The sequence below is a fragment of the Grimontia sp. NTOU-MAR1 genome (assembly GCF_035758505.1).
Classification (GTDB): domain Bacteria; phylum Pseudomonadota; class Gammaproteobacteria; order Enterobacterales; family Vibrionaceae; genus Enterovibrio; species Enterovibrio marinus.
Genome location: NZ_CP142108.1, coordinates 195,035 through 211,688, shown reverse-complemented (window position 1 = coordinate 211,688; position 16,654 = coordinate 195,035). Strand labels below are relative to the sequence as shown.

Annotated in this window: 11 protein-coding genes; 3 read left to right on the top strand and 8 right to left on the bottom strand. The window is 50.2% G+C overall.

Going from position 1 to position 16,654, the window contains the following annotated elements; translation table 11 throughout:
• Nucleotides 1-183: 183 nt before the first annotated feature.
• Nucleotides 184-2,190: an FG-GAP repeat protein gene (locus VP504_RS01050; RefSeq protein WP_325892525.1), complete on the bottom strand. Its 2,007-nt coding sequence runs from the start codon at nucleotides 2,188-2,190 to the stop codon at nucleotides 184-186.
• Nucleotides 2,191-2,732: 542 nt separating this feature from the next.
• Here VP504_RS01050 and VP504_RS01045 point away from each other — a divergent pair.
• Nucleotides 2,733-3,695 carry a transposase gene (locus VP504_RS01045; protein WP_325894095.1) on the top strand — a complete coding sequence of 321 codons (963 nt, stop codon included), beginning with the start codon at nucleotides 2,733-2,735 and terminating at the stop codon, nucleotides 3,693-3,695.
• A 364-nt stretch (nucleotides 3,696-4,059) separates the two neighbouring features.
• Here the strand turns inward: VP504_RS01045 and VP504_RS01040 are convergent, their stop codons facing one another.
• Nucleotides 4,060-6,429 (bottom strand): FG-GAP repeat protein, encoded by a 2,370-nt coding sequence (locus VP504_RS01040; protein ID WP_325892524.1) that lies wholly within the window; start codon nucleotides 6,427-6,429, stop codon nucleotides 4,060-4,062.
• A 659-nt stretch (nucleotides 6,430-7,088) separates the two neighbouring features.
• Between VP504_RS01040 and VP504_RS01035 the strand changes: the two genes are divergently transcribed.
• Nucleotides 7,089-7,664 carry a hypothetical protein gene (locus VP504_RS01035; protein ID WP_325892523.1) on the top strand — a complete coding sequence of 192 codons (576 nt, stop codon included), beginning with the start codon at nucleotides 7,089-7,091 and terminating at the stop codon, nucleotides 7,662-7,664.
• Nucleotides 7,665-7,791: 127 nt separating this feature from the next.
• Here VP504_RS01035 and VP504_RS01030 read toward each other — a convergent pair whose 3' ends face one another.
• On the bottom strand, nucleotides 7,792-8,166 hold the full coding sequence (locus tag VP504_RS01030; RefSeq protein WP_325892522.1) for a hypothetical protein: 375 nt from the start codon (nucleotides 8,164-8,166) through the stop codon (nucleotides 7,792-7,794).
• A 137-nt stretch (nucleotides 8,167-8,303) separates the two neighbouring features.
• Between VP504_RS01030 and VP504_RS01025 the strand changes: the two genes are divergently transcribed.
• Nucleotides 8,304-8,690 (top strand): hypothetical protein, encoded by a 387-nt coding sequence (locus VP504_RS01025; protein WP_325892521.1) that lies wholly within the window; start codon nucleotides 8,304-8,306, stop codon nucleotides 8,688-8,690.
• Nucleotides 8,691-8,753: 63 nt separating this feature from the next.
• Here the strand turns inward: VP504_RS01025 and VP504_RS01020 are convergent, their stop codons facing one another.
• The 5 genes from VP504_RS01020 to prpB form a co-directional block, all read right to left on the bottom strand.
• Nucleotides 8,754-10,631: a propionyl-CoA synthetase gene (locus VP504_RS01020; protein ID WP_325892519.1), complete on the bottom strand. Its 1,878-nt coding sequence runs from the start codon at nucleotides 10,629-10,631 to the stop codon at nucleotides 8,754-8,756.
• 32 nt (nucleotides 10,632-10,663) lie between these two features.
• The gene (gene prpF, locus VP504_RS01015) at nucleotides 10,664-11,860 is read right to left on the bottom strand and encodes a 2-methylaconitate cis-trans isomerase PrpF (protein WP_325892518.1); all 1,197 of its coding nucleotides are present in this window, start codon (nucleotides 11,858-11,860) and stop codon (nucleotides 10,664-10,666) included.
• Nucleotides 11,861-11,869: 9 nt separating this feature from the next.
• Nucleotides 11,870-14,464 carry a Fe/S-dependent 2-methylisocitrate dehydratase AcnD gene (gene acnD, locus VP504_RS01010; protein ID WP_325892517.1) on the bottom strand — a complete coding sequence of 865 codons (2,595 nt, stop codon included), beginning with the start codon at nucleotides 14,462-14,464 and terminating at the stop codon, nucleotides 11,870-11,872.
• A 23-nt stretch (nucleotides 14,465-14,487) separates the two neighbouring features.
• Nucleotides 14,488-15,615: a bifunctional 2-methylcitrate synthase/citrate synthase gene (prpC, locus tag VP504_RS01005; protein WP_251879149.1), complete on the bottom strand. Its 1,128-nt coding sequence runs from the start codon at nucleotides 15,613-15,615 to the stop codon at nucleotides 14,488-14,490.
• Between the two features lie 134 nt (nucleotides 15,616-15,749).
• Nucleotides 15,750-16,649, bottom strand: a complete 900-nt coding sequence (gene prpB / locus VP504_RS01000) for a methylisocitrate lyase (protein ID WP_062714381.1) — start codon at nucleotides 16,647-16,649, stop codon at nucleotides 15,750-15,752.
• Nucleotides 16,650-16,654 lie beyond the last annotated feature (5 nt).

Here is a 16,654-nt window from a genome sequence, read left to right as displayed (position 1 = left end):
GACTTAGCTCTATTTACGCAAAGTGTCGCATTCACTTTGTTATTTTAGCGCATTGGCGGTTGAGCCTACAAAAAGAAACCGACCCATTAGGATAGATATGGACGCGCCCGATTCACAGATTTCACCTTCTCGGTTTAGTGCAACACCGTGTTTGGGCGCGTCCATTGTTGCTACTGGTATAGACTAGAAGACATACACCGCGCCGGAATCAGTTGCATCATTATTGTTCCCTTCACCGTTAATGCCGGTGGCATCGGAAGCTTCTTTAGCGGCCCCCACCGCGAGGGTGTTGCCATCCCCTGACACAGATACCACTTTGCCAAATTCGTCACCTGCCCCGGTATTAGAGGCCTTGATATAGGCCTGCTGCGTCCAGTTGCTACCGTCAAAGTGGTACACATACGCCGCGCCCGCACTGTCTAATTCATCGTTGTTCTCCTCACCGTTAATGCCTTGGGCATTGGACTTTTCCTTATAAGCCCCCACCGCGAGGGTGTTGCCATCCGATGACAAAGATACCGAGTAGCCAAAGTAGTGATCTGCCCCTTTATTTGAAGCCTGGATGTATTGTTCCCTCGTCCAACTGCTACCGTCAAAGTGGTACACATAAACAGCGCCGGTATAGGCATCTTTCCCTATAGCGCCCACCGCAAGGGTAGCGCCATCCGATGACAAAGATACCGAGTGACCAAATTTGTCAATCGTCGCGGGACTCGAGGCTTTGATGTAGGCCTCATCGTACGTCCAACTGTCGGTAAAGCGGTACACATACACCGCGCCGGCAAGGTTTATACTGTTGTTTCCCTTGTCAGTACCGTCAGATTTTTCCGTATCAGCCCCCACCGCGAGGGTTTTTCCATTCTCTGACCAAGATACTGATGTGCCAAAGTGGTCACCTGTTTCCTTATTCGAGGCCTCGATTAAGGCCTTCTGCGCCCACTCGGTACCGTTAAAATGGTACACATACACCGCGCCGGCACCGTGCTTTCTGCTAGAAACGCCCACCGCGAGGGTATCGCCATCCGAAGACAAAGATACGTTACTAAAGTAGTCACCTCTCGCGGGATCTGAGGCCTTGATGAAGGCCTCCTCCGTCCAATTCCCATTGTCAACGCGGTACACATACACCGCGCCGGAATTAAAAGAAGTATCAGTATCATCATGTGGTGGATCGATGCCTCCGGATTGTGTATCTTCCCATGGCACCCCCACCGCGAGGGTGTTGCCATCCCCTGACACCGATACCGAGTAGCCAAAGGCGTCATGTTGCCCGGGATTCGAGGCCTTGATGTAGCCCTCCTGCGTCCAACGGCTGCCGTCAAAGCGGTACACATACACCGCGCCGGCCGACGTCATATCGTCGTTTTCCTCGCTAGTAGTGTTAGAGCTTTCACCGTAAGCCCCCACCGCAAGGGTGTTGCCATCCTTTGACAAAGATACCGAGTAACCAAAATCGTCACTTTCCCCGGTATTCGAGGCCTTGATGTAGTTTATCATCTCAGTCAGTTGTTCTGGCGGTAAGGGTTGGCCAACAGACGGTGTTTTGTCCGTACTGTTTTCGGCTAGCACAAAAAATTCAGACAAATAATTTTCCAGTGGGCCCAAACTCAGAGTAAGCGATGTATCGTTAGTCGTTTCGCCCAGCTTTGCACACTTACCGTCTTGTGATTGATCTTTTCTACAAAGGGTATAGCTCTGCGCGTACTTGACATCATTCCAACTGAATTTGACTTGAAGAGAGCGATCTTGGAACGTTTTCACTTCCGTTTCAACAAGAGTAAATTGCTCTGGTTTGGGAAATAAGGCTATCTCAGCAGACGCTGTTGAGCCCATACTGTTTTTGGCCAATACAAAATAGTTAGCCGGCGTGTCCAAACTCAGAGGCAGAGTCAGCGATGTATTGGTCGTCGTTTCACCCTGTTTTGCACAGTTATCGTCTTGTGATGCATCTTTTCTACACAGGGTATAGCCCGTCGCATTCGCCGCGCTGCTCCAGCTGAAGGTGACAGGATAAGCATCACCTGTGAGCGCATCCACCTGTGGCGGCGCTAAAACCGGTTCTCCCGGTAAAGGGATACTATTCGCGTTCCCCGGCACGGAGGCTGACGTATTAGCGTCATCCCCCCCACAAGCAGTGAGTCCGAGCGAGAATACCGGCACCACCCATATCGCTTTCTTAAAGAAATACATCTTATCTCCTCGATAAATTACGTCTAAAGGTTGTGAAGCGTGTTAAGCCTAATCAGCACACCCACAAACCGGCTGCGTGTAAAAAATTCGTATCGAAAAATAAGCTAGAAGAGATTGAGGGTAATTCAATGGTGAGAATATTGATTCATAAATAAGACTGAGACACTGTGGAAATCAGATTAATTGTTAAAGCAGACAGTTACTGAGAGAAGTCTGGTGAAATACAGAAAGAAAGTTTCACGGTTGAGACATACCACTCCTTTAAAGAATGCGGCGCACTTCAATAAATACCCAAACAACCTGAAGATACAGGATTCAGGTTGTTTGGGTATACACCCCATTTAATAAGACCGCTCCCAATGTCTAAAGAAAAACGGGTAGAAAAATGGGCGAAAAATGGGGACAGGCACTTTTAGAAAATCATAAAACAGTCAGTTTCATCGTCTTATCTTTGCGCTCTCATACTGCTTCATTAAATGTGAAATGACGCTTTGGTCTCGGTATGTTGAATCGCATTGATAGCCAAAAAGAATACGATGCCTGTGACTAAATCCCGTTCTTCTCTTATCAGTGTTGATGCCACGCCTTACTACCATTGTGTTTCACGGTGCGTCCGTCGCTCGTTTCTCTGTGGTGTTGATGAAACGGATGGAAAAAGCTACGAACACCGAAGAGGGTGGATAGAGAAGCGATTACTAGCGCTAGCGCAGTCATTCTGTATAGATGTTTGTGCCTACGCCATCATGAGCAATCACTATCATGTTGTACTTCATATCAACACAGAGCAGGTAAAATCATTATCTCCATTCGATATTGCAGAGCGCTGGCTGGTGTTTCATCAAGGCCCCTTGTTAGTTCAGCGGTGGCTGCGGGGTGACAAGCTCTCAACATCAGAAACAGAACATAGTTTGGAAATCGTTGAAAGTTGGCGAGAGCGTTTAACGTCGATCAGTTGGTTTATGCGCTTACTTAATCAGCACATTGCCACCGAGGCAAACCGAGAAGACAAATGTACTGGGCACTTTTGGGAAGGACGTTTCAAGAGCCAGGCACTACTGGATGAAAAAGCGTTAGCGGCTGCGATGGCCTATGTGGATTTAAACCCTGTTCGTGCTGCGTTAGCGCCTACCCCTGAGCAGTCTGCACATACCTCAGTAAAAGCCCGTTCGGATTCACTGTTAAGAGATGAAACAACAGCACCCTACTTGTTTCCATTTTCCGGTAATCCAAGAGAGAACATGCCTGACGGTATACCTTTTCGGTTGATGGATTATTTGGAGCTGGTTGAGTGGACAGGGCGACAAATACGCGACGATAAACGTGGTTATGTCGAAAATTCCTTTCCACCTTTGCTCGAGCGGCTTGGATTCGAGCCTGATTGTTGGTTAAACACTTGTACGCACATAGAGCGCGGCTCCATTGTAGGCTCAGAATCGGCTGTTAAAGCCGCATTGCCTCACCTTAGTCGCCAAAGGATGTCTGGGCTCCGACTGCCTGACTACTAATTTCCACTTTTACTCGTTGTTTCAAACTTATCAGATACTCATCTGAGTTTTCGGCTTTTTGAAAAAGACTTAACGGATAGAAAAAGTTCGTCGATTCGACACACATGGCAGGCATATCTAGCTGAATGCCGCCAATGTTGGGGGATGCACTAAGTCGGAGAGGGTGAAGGGCTATAGATTTTATTAGAATGCCTGTCCCATTTATTGTCAGAGGGTGAAGGGCTATAGATTTTATTAGAATACCTGTCCCATTTATTGTGTCCCATTTATTGGATAGATATGGACGCGCCCGATTCACGGATTTCACCTCTCGGTCTGGTGCAACACCGTGTTTGGGCGCGTCCATTGTGACTACTGGTATGGGCTAGTAGATGTACACCGCGCCGGCGTCATCTGCATTGTCATTGTCTCCGTCACCGTTAATGCCGTTAGCATCGGATGCTTCCCCACGAGCCCCCACCGCGAGGGCGTTGCCATCCCCTGACACTGATAACGAGAAGCCAAAATAGTCAGATGAGCCGGTATTCGAGGCCTTGATGTAGGCCTGCTGCGACCATTCGTCATTTTCATTTTCAAAGCGATATACATATACCGCGCCGGAAGAACTTGCGAAAGTACCGCTCTCGCCAGTGTTAAACCCCTGGGAACCGGAATCTTCAAGAAGAGCCCCCACCGCGAGGGTGTTGCCATCCTCTGACACTGATATCGACGAGCCAAAATTGTCTCCTGTCAGGGCATTCGAGGCCTTAATGTAGGCCTTCTGCGACCATTTGTCATTATCAAAGCGGTATACGTATGCCGCGCCGGCATATGCTGCATCATTAAGGGCCTCGCCAGTGTTAATTACCTGAGAACTGGAATCTTCATTTGGCACCCCCACCGCGAGGGTGTTGCCATCCCCTGACAATGATAACGATTCGCCAAATTCGTCATTTGCATTCGCATTCGAGGCCTTGATGATGGCCTGCTGCGTCCAATTGCTACCGTCAGAGCGGTATACATACACCGCGCCGGAATCAGTTACCCCGGTAGCGTTAGTGAGATCTGCATTGGAATCTTCATTTGTAGCCCCCACCGCGAGGGTGTTGCCATCCCCTGACACCGATACCGCGAAGCCAAAAAAGTCTCTGTACCCGGCATTCGAGGCCTTGATGTAGGCCTGCTGCGTCCATTTGTCATTCTCAAAGCGGTACACATACGCAGCGCCAACACTACTTGAATCATTATTGCTCTGGTCATCAGTAATAATGGATTTTTCATAGGGAGCCCCTGCCGCGAGGGTGTTGCCATCCCCTGACACCGATACCGCGATGCCAAAATGGTCACCTGCCTCGGCATTCGAGGCCTTGATGATGGCCTCCTCCGACCAACTGCCATTGGAAAAGCGGTACACATACACCGCGCCGGAACCAGGTGCCCCGTCAGCGTTAGTGAGATCGGCATTGGAACCTTCCTGAAAAGCCCCCACCGCGAGAGTGTTGCCATCTGATGACACAGATACCGGCCTGCCAAAATTGTCACCTGCCTCGGCATTCGAGGCCTTGATGTAGGCCTGCTGCGTCCAACTGCCATTTGCAAGGCGGTACACATACACCGCGCCGGCAGAACTTGCATCATTAAGGTCCTCGCCACTGTTAATTTCCCTGGAACTGGAATCTTCCTGATAAGCCCCCACCGCGACGGTGTTGCCATCCGATGACATTGATAACGAGTAGGCAAAAAAGTCATCTTCCTCGCTATTCGAGGCCTTGATGTAGGTTATCAATTTTGTCAGGTCTGGTGATGTTAAGGATTCGTCACCAGACTTTGTTTTGTCCGTGCTGTTTTCGGCTAGCACAAAAAATTCAGCCAAATGATTTTTCAGTGGGCCCAAACTCAGAGTAAGCGATGTTGTGTCAGTCGTTTCGCCCAGCTTTTCACAGTCATCTTCGAGTGCTTGATTTTTTCTGCACAAGGTATATGCCGTCGCATGCTCGGCGCTATCCCAGGTAAAGGTGACAGGATAATAGTCATCTTGGAGTTCACCCACATTAGGGGCCGCTAAATTCAGTTGCCCAGGTGCGGGAGAGAGGGCTTGCTTACCAGACGCTGTTTTGCCTGTACCGTTAGAGGCCAATACAAAATAATTAGCCAGTTCGTCCAAATTTAGATTGGCAGTAAGCGAGGTATTGTTAGCTTCGGTTTCTAATAGAAATTGACAGTTATCGTCTTCTGATCCGTCTTCTCTGCACAAGGTATAGTGCGTCGCATACTCGGCGCTATCCCAGCTAAAGGTGACAGGGTAAAAACGAGAACTATCGTTGAACGCACCCACCTGTGGCGTCGCTAAAACCGGCATCTCTGGTTTGGGAATAGATACGGCTATCTCACTAGACGCCGTTGAGCCCGAACTGTTTTTGGCCAATACAAAATAGTCAGCCGGCGTGTCCAAACTCAGAGGCAGAGTCAGTGATGTATTGGTCGTCGTTTCGCCCTGTTTTGCACAGTTATCGTCTTGTGATGCATCTTTCCTACACAGGGTATAGCCGGTCGCATTCGCCGCGCTACTCCAGTTGAAGGTGACAGGATAAGCATCACCTGTGAGCGCCCCCACCGTCGGTTGTGCTAAAACCGGTGCGCCCGGTATTTGGAGACTATTCGCGTTCCCCGGTACGGAGGCGTCATCCCCCCCACATGCGGTGAGTCCAAGTGAAAATACCGGCACCACCCATATCGCTTTCTTAGAGAAATACATCCTATGTCCTCGATAAATTACGTCTAATGGTTGTGAAGCGTGTTAAGCCCATCAGCACACCCACAAATCGGGTGCGCGTATAATTTCGTATCGAAAAATAAGCTAGAAGAGATTGAGGGGAATTCAATGATGAGAATACTGATTCACAAATAAGACTGAGACACTGTGGAAATCAGATTAATTGTTAAAGCAGACAGTTACTGAGAGAAATCTGGTGAAATACAGAAAGAAAGTTTCACAGTTGAGACACACCACTCCTTTAAAGAATGCGGCGTACTTCAACATAATTGGTTTTGTTTTGTTTTGTTTTGTTTTTCTTTTTTTCCGCGCCATGACGGACTCAGTGACACTGGCTTTGGGGCTCGTGCCAGAACCGATTAGTCTGACACTGATAAGACAAGAATGACTAAGTGCTGCAGCACTAACACTCGCGGTTCGGATAAGCTATTCCAAGCACTCAAACAGACATTGAGCCGCACAGTAAAGCGCATCATTGGTTAAGAGAGCACTTGGCGTGAAGGAAGGGACACAGGCTTCGGACTTTTAAGGGTTCCCGCCCCAGCTTCCGATAAAAGTAGACTTATCAGTCTGAACACGTATGATCTCGGGTAATATTTAGTAAAAACAAACTAAACGTTTGTTTATAAACAAATTTAATTATGGTCAGAGAAGCAACACTTACTCCATACAGTAGATGGGCCAAGCCTTTGGTGTCAGAAGTGGCCGAAGTGATCAACCTACTAAAAGACAACGGCTACGATTCCAATCAATTGTTTAGCGTAACAGGCATCCAGCAAAAAAATATCAATGCGTGGACGGCGCGTTATAAGAACGAACCTGAAAACGTTTCAACAATTCCTTACCCATGCTGGTGCTTCTTATGCGCGCTCGCTGGCGAGCCGAATATCCAAAGTGACGGTGAAGTGATTGAGGTTAACGTAAGAAGGGTACTTTCTTATTTTAAACCGACGGCTTTCAGGCCTAATGACAAGTTTGTGTGCCCCACCAGTGAACAGTTCAGCAATTTGATTGATAACGACAATTACGAAGCGCTGACCACCGAAAAGCTGTCAGCGGTGTTTAACTGGAATGCCAATAACTTTGCGCGTGGCATTGCAAACGGTTCATTGCCGTTCCTGAACTGGAGCCTGATCGTGATGAGCATGGGCATCGATATTCAAAAGATGATCCTGAAAGAACTGCAAGGCCCAGTGTCCCTTGACGAATGTGATTGAACCTCGGCCAACGATTCAATAACTGCAAAAACAAAAAGGCGCTATCAGACCCTCGTTTGATAGCGCCTTTTTCTTTAGAACATCATAAGCCCTACAATCACACTTGGCTTAACGCCAGGTTTCGCGCTTAGTCAATATCGCAGTCAGTACAGCTTTGCAGCGCGACTTCATGTTCAAACACGGCTTTTTCACTTCCGTCAGCAAGAAGCTCTGCGATTTCATCCTCAACTTCTTGCTCATCTTCCGCTTTAACTTGATTCGCGAGTTCTTCTTCCGAGTAGCCAAAGAAGTTCAACAGCAAGTAATCACGTGCTTCTTCTTTCGTACAAGTCACGTTCACTGAAAGATCAGGTTCAACCTTGCCTTGCGCAATAATCGTTGCGATTTGGGCGACAACATCGTCTTTCATCGCCGAGGTTAACCAACCAAGATCAGTGCTTACTGTGGTATTTTTGCAGTTAAAACAAGGCAGTTGGTGAAAGTAATATTGAAAATCAGTCATGGTCATTTTTCTTCCCGTGTTTTGTCGCACGATTATGATCATTTTCTGGCAAAATACTAGCTGTATATACCCAAACGACCTGAAGATGCTCGTATTCAGGTCGTTTGGGTATAACTCAATTAATAAGGCCAAACCCAATGTCTAATGTCGTTCAGTTTTCTCAGTTCGGTGGTAATAAGAAGGCTAAAATTTCCCCATCTACCAATTCACCAAGTCCCAATGAATTAAGGGAACAGGCGGCATTGAAACAAGATAATCAATGCTACTTCTGCGGCACACGTAAAGAACCCAAAGACTTGCACTGGCTTAATCAGGTTGGCTTTAAGCCTAAGACCCATGTTGTCTGCGGTACATGCAGCTCTGAAGCCAAATCACATTCAATGGATGAACTGCGGATCATCCTTGCGCTGAAGGCAATGGACTTCAGAACCATTAAAATGAAGCAGTACCTTGAGTTAAGGGAAAAAGGCGTGCGTATAGACGGTGTCAGTGAATACAAGTTCCACTTTGAAACCCTTGAGTGATGATGATCATAAGCAAAAAGGGAGCCAACTGGCTCCCTTTCTATTCCAAATAACCAACCGCTTCTAACGCTGCAACACCCTTTCTATCTCATTCAGGCTCGACGGATCATCAATCGTTGAAGGCACCACATATTGCTCGCCATCTGCGATTTGACGCATGGTTCTACGCAGGATTTTACCGGAACGTGTTTTTGGCAATCTGTCGACAACCAATGCCAGCTTGAAGCAAGCCACTGCGCCGATTTCTTCCCGCACTTTGGCGACAAGCTCTCCAGCCAATTGGTCTGAGGCTATGTCGACGCCATCTTTCAGTACTACAAAACCGACCGGGAGCTGTCCTTTTAGGTCATCATGAATACCGATGACTGCGCATTCAGCCACAGCAGGGTGTGCGCCGACAATCTCTTCCATTTCCCCGGTTGAGAGACGATGCCCTGCCACGTTTATCACGTCATCGATGCGGCCCATGATAAAGAGATAACCCTCTTCATCTAAGTAGCCACCATCACCTGAGACATAGTAGCCGGGGAATTGACTCAGATAGCCCGTTTCGAAGCGGTCGTGATTGCGCCAAACGGTCGGCAAACAGCTTGGTGGCAACGGGCGTTTTAATGCCACATAACCTTGCTGGTTGGCTTTGAGGCTGTTTCCCACCGCATCCAGTATTTCAACCTGATAGCCAGGTGTTGGCTTGGTCGATGAACCCGCTTTCACCGGCATCACTTCAACGCCTGTTGGGTTACAAGCAATCGCCCAGCCCGTCTCGGTTTGCCACCAATGGTCAATCACGGGCTTTCCGGTTTTTTCGACAACCCAATCGTAGGTCGGAGGGTCGAGCCTTTCACCTGCCATAAAAATGGATTTCAGCGAACTTAAATCGTATTCGTTAACGTAGTTTCCATCAGGATCTTCTTTCTTGATGGCACGAAAAGCAGTCGGTGCAGAGAAAATAACATTCACCGCATAGTCTTGGCATACCCGCCAAAAGGCACCTGGATCTGGTGTTCGAACGGGCTTGCCTTCGAACAAAATGGTGGTGCAACCGTGGATAAGCGGCGCATAAACAATGTAGGAATGCCCCACTACCCAGCCGACATCAGACGCCGCCCAGAAAACGCCATCCTGCGGCATGTCGTACACGGCTTTCATGGAATATTTCATCGCGACAGCATGGCCGCCGTTATCACGTACCACCCCCTTGGGTTTGCCCGTGGTGCCAGAGGTGTAAAGGATGTAAAGCGGGTCAGTGGCAAGAACAGGAACACAGTCATGGGGCTGCGCGGCCTGATACGCAGTTTGCCAATCCACATCGCGTTCTTGGTCTATCGGCGCGGCACATTCTGGGCGCTGCAACACCACCACCTTTTCAGGTTTCCAACAACTGTCCATAATGGCTTTGTCGACCAATGGCTTATATGGCAGCACCTTGTTCACTTCAACACCACAAGAGGCAGTCATCAGCACTTTCGGCTCTGCATCTTCAATGCGAACCGCCAGTTCGTTGGGTGCAAAACCGCCAAATACCACAGAGTGAATTGCGCCCAATCTTGCGCAAGCCAGCATCGCCATGGCAGCTTCAGGCACCATCGGCATGTAAATCACCACGCGGTCGCCTTTCTCAACGCCCATCCCAGCGAGCATACCCGCGATTTTTGCTACGTGGTCGCGCAGTTCAAAATAGCTGTAGGCTTGTCTTTTGGCGGTGACGGGAGAGTCATAGATCAGCGCGGTTTTATCACCGCGCCCGTTTTCGCAATGGTAATCCAATGCCAGCCAAGCAGTGTTCATCACTCCATCGGGGAACCAACGCTCAATGCCATTTTCATCGTTGGCCAGAATGGTTTTCGGCTTTTCAAACCAGTTCAATTGTTCGGATTGCTCGCGCCAGAAGGCTTCTGGCTCGGTTTGCGCTTTCGAGTATTCCTGTTGATAGCCAGACATATTGATTCCTCCAAAATGTCTTTCTGAACGCGTTAGCTTTCGCCGCGCTCGTTCACTTCTAGAACGCTGGAAGGCACATGAACGCGTCCCTCCATCAAAATACGGGCACTTCGGCTCATAGTCGCCTTTTCAACCCACCAGCCTTCGGGCTTAAGATGTGCCTTCGCGCCGACTTTTAGAGTGCCGGAAGGATGACCAAACACCACGTTTTCCCTTTCTCCACCACCAGCAGCGATGTTGACGATGGTGCCCGGCACACATGCGGCGGCGGCGATGGCCACGGCTGCGGTTCCCATCATCGCATGGTGCAATTTGCCCATCGACAAAGCTCGGACGAGTACATCGATTTCGGCCTCTTCCACCTTTTTCCCGCTGGAACTCTGGTAGCTTTTAGGCGGGGAAACGAACGCAATCTTCGGTGTGTGTTGACGGGTTTGGGCCTCTTCCACGGTTTGGTTTAAACCCATTTGAATGGCGCCATAAGCGCGAATTTTTTCAAACCGTTCCAGTACTTCTGCATCATTATTGATGTCGTCTTGAAGCTCTGTGCCTTCATAGCCAAGCTCTGACGCATCAAGGAAGATGGTCGGGATGCCTGCATTAATAAATGAAGCGCGGAACGAGCCGATATCCGGCACGTCCAGCGTGTCGATAAGGTTGCCTGTCAGGAGCAGAGAACCCGGCGCACCCGCAGGGTGAAGAAACTCGACCGGCACTTCGGCGGCGGGAAAGGTCACGCCATCGAGTTCGAAATCGCCGCTTTCCTCCACTTCACCGTCACGTATTGGCACGTCAACCACCAAGGTTTTACCGATATTGGCTTGCCAGATACGCACCGAGATAACACCATTATCGACCATACGTTCCTTGGCAATCAAACCCGCATGCACCGCAAATGGCCCAACCGCTGCAGAAAGGTTGCCGCAGTTACCACTCCAATCGACGAAGGGTTTATCAATCGCGACCTGACCAAACAGGTAATCGACATCATGGTTATCGCGGGTACTTTTAGACACAATCACGGTCTTGCTGGTGCTGGACGTTGCACCGCCTATGCCATCAATCTGTTTGCTGTAAGGATCTGGGCTGCCAATCACCCGCATCAAAATGGCATCTCGCACTGCGCCCGGCGATTGCGCTTCAACCGGTAAATCTGTCAGCCTGAAGAAGACGCCTTTACTGGTGCCACCTCGCATGTAGGTGGCAGGAATTTTCAACTTCTTACTCATGCTCACCACCTACTGCGCCAGAAAATCTTGCGCAAAGCGTTGAAGTACGCCGCCTGCTTGATAAACCTTTACTTCATCTTCGGTATCAAGACGACAGGTCACTGCAACATCAAGCTTTTCACCGCTGGCTCGGGTGATGACCAAAGCCAAATCTGCGCCGGGTTTGATCTCCCCCATCACGTCATAAAGCTCAGTACCATCAATCCCCAAGGTGTTGCGATTAACGCCTTCCTTGAACTGCAAAGGCAACACGCCCATGCCGACCAAATTGGTGCGGTGAATACGCTCGAAGCCTTCTGCTGCAATGGCTTCAACACCCGCCAGACGAACGCCTTTTGCCGCCCAGTCACGTGAAGAGCCCTGTCCGTAATCTGCGCCAGCAATAATGATTAGCGGTTGTTTGCGTTCCATATACGTTTCTATCGCTTCCCACATGCGGGTGACGTTGCCTTCCGGCTCAACGCGCGCCAACGATCCTTGCACCACTTCGCCATTTTCCTTCACCATTTCATTGAGCAATTTCGGGTTGGCAAAGGTGGCGCGCTGAGCAGTTAGGTGATCGCCTCGGTGCGTCGCATAGGAGTTGAAATCGACGGGTTCCAAACCCATTTTTGCCAGATATTCGCCCGCTGCGCTCGATGGCAAAATGGCATTGGAAGGCGATAAATGGTCTGTCGTGATGTTGTCACCCAGCACCGCCAGCGGACGCATGCCTTTCAACGTACGCTCTCCCGCCAATACCCCCTCCCAATAGGGTGGTCTGCGAATGTAGGTACTCATTGGACGCCAGTCGTAAAGCGGGTCGCTCAGGCTTGAACTCTCATCTTGTTGGAACATTTCGACGTAAATACGCTGGAATTGTTCTGGCTTGACGGATTTGCCCACGACTTCGTCAATTTCTGCATCGGTCGGCCACAAATCGTTAAGATAAACTGGCTTGCCGTTGGCATCAGTACCTAGCGCATCGCGTTCGATGTCAAAGCGCATGGTGCCTGCAATGGCGTAAGCGACAACCAGCGGTGGTGAAGCCAAAAACGCTTGTTTGGCATGCGGATGGATTCGGCCATCAAAGTTACGATTACCGGAAAGCACTGCTGTTGCGTAGAGGTCGCGCTCGATAATTTCCTGTTCGATAGCTGGGTCTAACGCACCGCTCATGCCGTTACAAGTGGTACAGGCATAAGCCACAATACCGAACCCTAGCTGTTCCAGTTCGGACAACAGCCCAGCTTCTTCCAGATACAGCTTCGCGACTTTGGAACCTGGCGCGAACGAAGTTTTCACCCAAGGCTTTCGAACCAAGCCAAGTTCATTCGCTTTTTTCGCGACCAGACCAGCGGCGATCACATTGCGCGGGTTACTGGTGTTGGTACAGGAAGTAATAGCAGCGATGATTACAGCGCCATCCGGCATGCTGCCTTCTGAGTCTGCTGGCGCATTTGCTGACGTAATGCCACGCTCCGCAAGCTCGCTGGTTGGCAATCGGCGATGCGGGTTTGAAGGGCCCGCCATATTGCGTGTCACATTGGAAAGGTCGAACTGTAGAACCCGCTCATAGCGCGCGCTTTCCATGTCATCTGCCCATAAGCCAACGGTTTTGGCGTAGGTTTCCACCAAATTGACTTGTTCAGGCTCGCGCCCTGTCAGTTTGAGGTAGGTGATGGTCTGCTCATCGATATAGAACATCGCGGCAGTCGCACCATATTCCGGCGTCATGTTGGAGATGGTCGCCCTGTCGCCAATGGTCAGCGCGCGTGCGCCTTCGCCATAGAATTCCAGATAACTCGACACCACGCGTTCATTGCGCAGAAACTCAGTGAGTGCCAGCACGATGTCTGTGGCAGTAATGCCTTCCTGACGTTTGCCTACGAGCTTCACGCCGACGATGTCCGGCAGTCGCATCATGGAAGGTCGGCCAAGCATGACGGTTTCGGCTTCAAGGCCACCAACGCCAATGGCAATGACGCCTAACGCATCAACATGCGGGGTGTGGCTGTCAGTGCCGACACAGGTATCGGGGAAGGCGACGCCCTGTTGACTTTGGATAACCGGCGACATCTTTTCCAAATTGATTTGGTGCATGATGCCGTTGCCCGCCGGGATAACGCTGACGTTTTTAAAGGCGGTTTTACACCACTCAATAAAATGGAAGCGATCTTCATTGCGACGCTCTTCGATGGCGCGGTTCTTTTCAAACGCATCGGGTTCGAAGCCAGCATGTTCGACTGCCAATGAATGATCGACAATCAGTTGGGTTTCCACTACGGGATTAACGCGTGAAGGGTCGCCGCCCTGCTCTGCAATCGCATCGCGAAGACCTGCCAAATCCACTAGCGCGGTTTGCCCCAGAATGTCGTGGCACACCACGCGGGAGGGATACCAAGGAAAATCCAGTTCCTTTTTGCCTTCGACAATTTGGGTCAGACAGGCTTGTAAATCCGCCGGATTACAGCGACGCACCAGTTGCTCTGCCAATACACGAGAGGTGTAGGGCAAGGTGTCGTAAACGTCCGGCTTGATGTCATTAACGGCTGCGCGAACATCGAAATAATCGAGTCCGGTTTTCGCGAGCGGCCTTCGGTATTGGGTATTGTTTTGCGTCATCGTCTGTTCCCTATTTCCACCCATTAACGCTGCTCAATCGGCAACCAATCACGGGATTCTGGCCCGGTGTAATCGGCGCTTGGGCGGATAATGCGGTTGTTTTCACGCTGCTCAAATACGTGTGCCGCCCAGCCTGTTAAACGGCTCATCACAAAAATTGGTGTGAACAACTTGGTGGGAATATCCATAAAGTGATAGGCAGAAGCGTGGAAGAAATCGGCATTACAGAACAAGCCTTTCTCGCGCTTCATGACGGCTTCAACACGTTCTGATACGGCATAAAGATGGGTATCGCCGACCGCTTCAGAAAGTTCTTCTGACCAGCGTTTGATGAGCGCATTGCGCGGGTCACTTTCACGGTAAATCGCATGACCGAAGCCCATGATTTTGTCTTTGTTTTCCAGCATGCGCAGGATGTTCTGCTCAGCTTCATCGGGCGTTTGCCAGTTTTCAATCATTTCCATAGCCGCCTCGTTTGCCCCACCATGCAGAGGACCTCGCAAGGTGCCGATGGCCGCCGTAATACAGGAGTGCAGGTCGGACAGCGTAGACGCACACACACGCGCCGCAAAGGTGGAGGCATTGAACTCATGCTCTGCGTAGAGGATCAACGAACAATGCATCACTTGCTTGTGCAGGTTGCTCGGCGCTTTGTCCGTCAGCATTTTCAGGAAATAACCGCCGGTGCAATCTTCGCTCGTGTCTTCCGTATCAATACGCACACCGTCGTGGCTGAAGCGATACCAGTAACAGATGATGGCTGGGAACAACGCAAGCATGCGCTCGGTGGCGTTCAACTGTTCAGAGAAATCCTTCTCTTGCTCTAGATTCCCCAGAACCGAACAGCCAGTGCGCATCACATCCATGGGGTGCGCTGAAGCGGGAATGAGTTCCAAAGCCTGTCTCAGCTCTGTCGGCAGACCGCGCAGACTCACCAGACGCGTTTTGTAATCGTCGAGTTCTTTTTGATTGGGCAGATGACCACGCAATAACAGGTGCGCGACTTCTTCAAACTGCGCGTTGTTCGCCAGATCGGTAATGTCGTAGCCACGGTAAGTCAGCCCTGTGCCAGATTTTCCAACAGTACACAGCGCTGTTGACCCTGCACTTTGACCACGTAGCCCTGCTCCACTTAGCTCTTTATTTGGCATGTTGAACTCCTTTTCTGTTCGCGGTTGCCCTCTATCGGGGCGTTATTGACGAACGGTTTCACGTATTGGATTTAGTTTTTGTATTCAAGCGTGAGTCTCAGCAAGCGCTTGTTAACGGGTGTTCTTTTCAATCATCACGATTTGTCTTGTGCGAACAGATCGTCCAGTTTGTTTTCGTAGTCGTGATAGTTGAGGTAGTCGTAGAGCTCGGCACGGGTTTGCATTGAATCGACCAATGCCTCTTGGTTGCCCTCTTCGAGAAGGTGGCGATAGACGTTTTCCGCCGCTTTGTTCATTGCCCTGAACGCACTGAGGGGATAAAGCACCATGTCGACGTCCACTGCGGCCAATTCTTCACAGGTATAAAGCGGGGTTTGTCCGAACTCAGTGATGTTGGCGAGAATAGGCACAGGTTTGCCAATCGCACTGCGAAGCGCGCTTGAGAATTGCTGGTATTGTTCCAGCTTGTTCATCGCTTCCGGGAAGATCATGTCAGCACCCGCTTCAATGCAGGCAATTGCGCGTTCAATGGCGCTGTCCATGCCTTCCACGGCCAAGGCATCGGTGCGTGCCATGATGACGAACTGGTCATCGGTACGGGCATCGACGGCCGCTTTTACGCGATCGACCATTTCCTGCTGGCTAACAATCGCCTTGTTTGGGCGATGACCACAGCGTTTTTGCGCGACCTGATCTTCCATATGCACTGCTGCGGCGCCTGCTTTCTCCATCGCTTTGATGGTGCGGGCGATATTGAATGCGCCGCCGAATCCGGTATCGATATCCACCAGCAGCGGTAAATCACAGGCGTTAGTGATGCGTTCGACATCAACCATCACATCATTCAGCGTGGTAATGCCAAGATCAGGCAGACCGTAACTCGCGTTGGCGATACCACCACCAGAGAGGTAAATGGCTTGATGGCCGAGGCGTTGTGCCATCATGGCGCAGTAAGGATTGATGGTGCCGACAATTTGCAGTGGGTTGTTCTGCTCAACGGCTTGTCGGAATTTGGCTCCAGGGGAGAGTGTCATCGTCA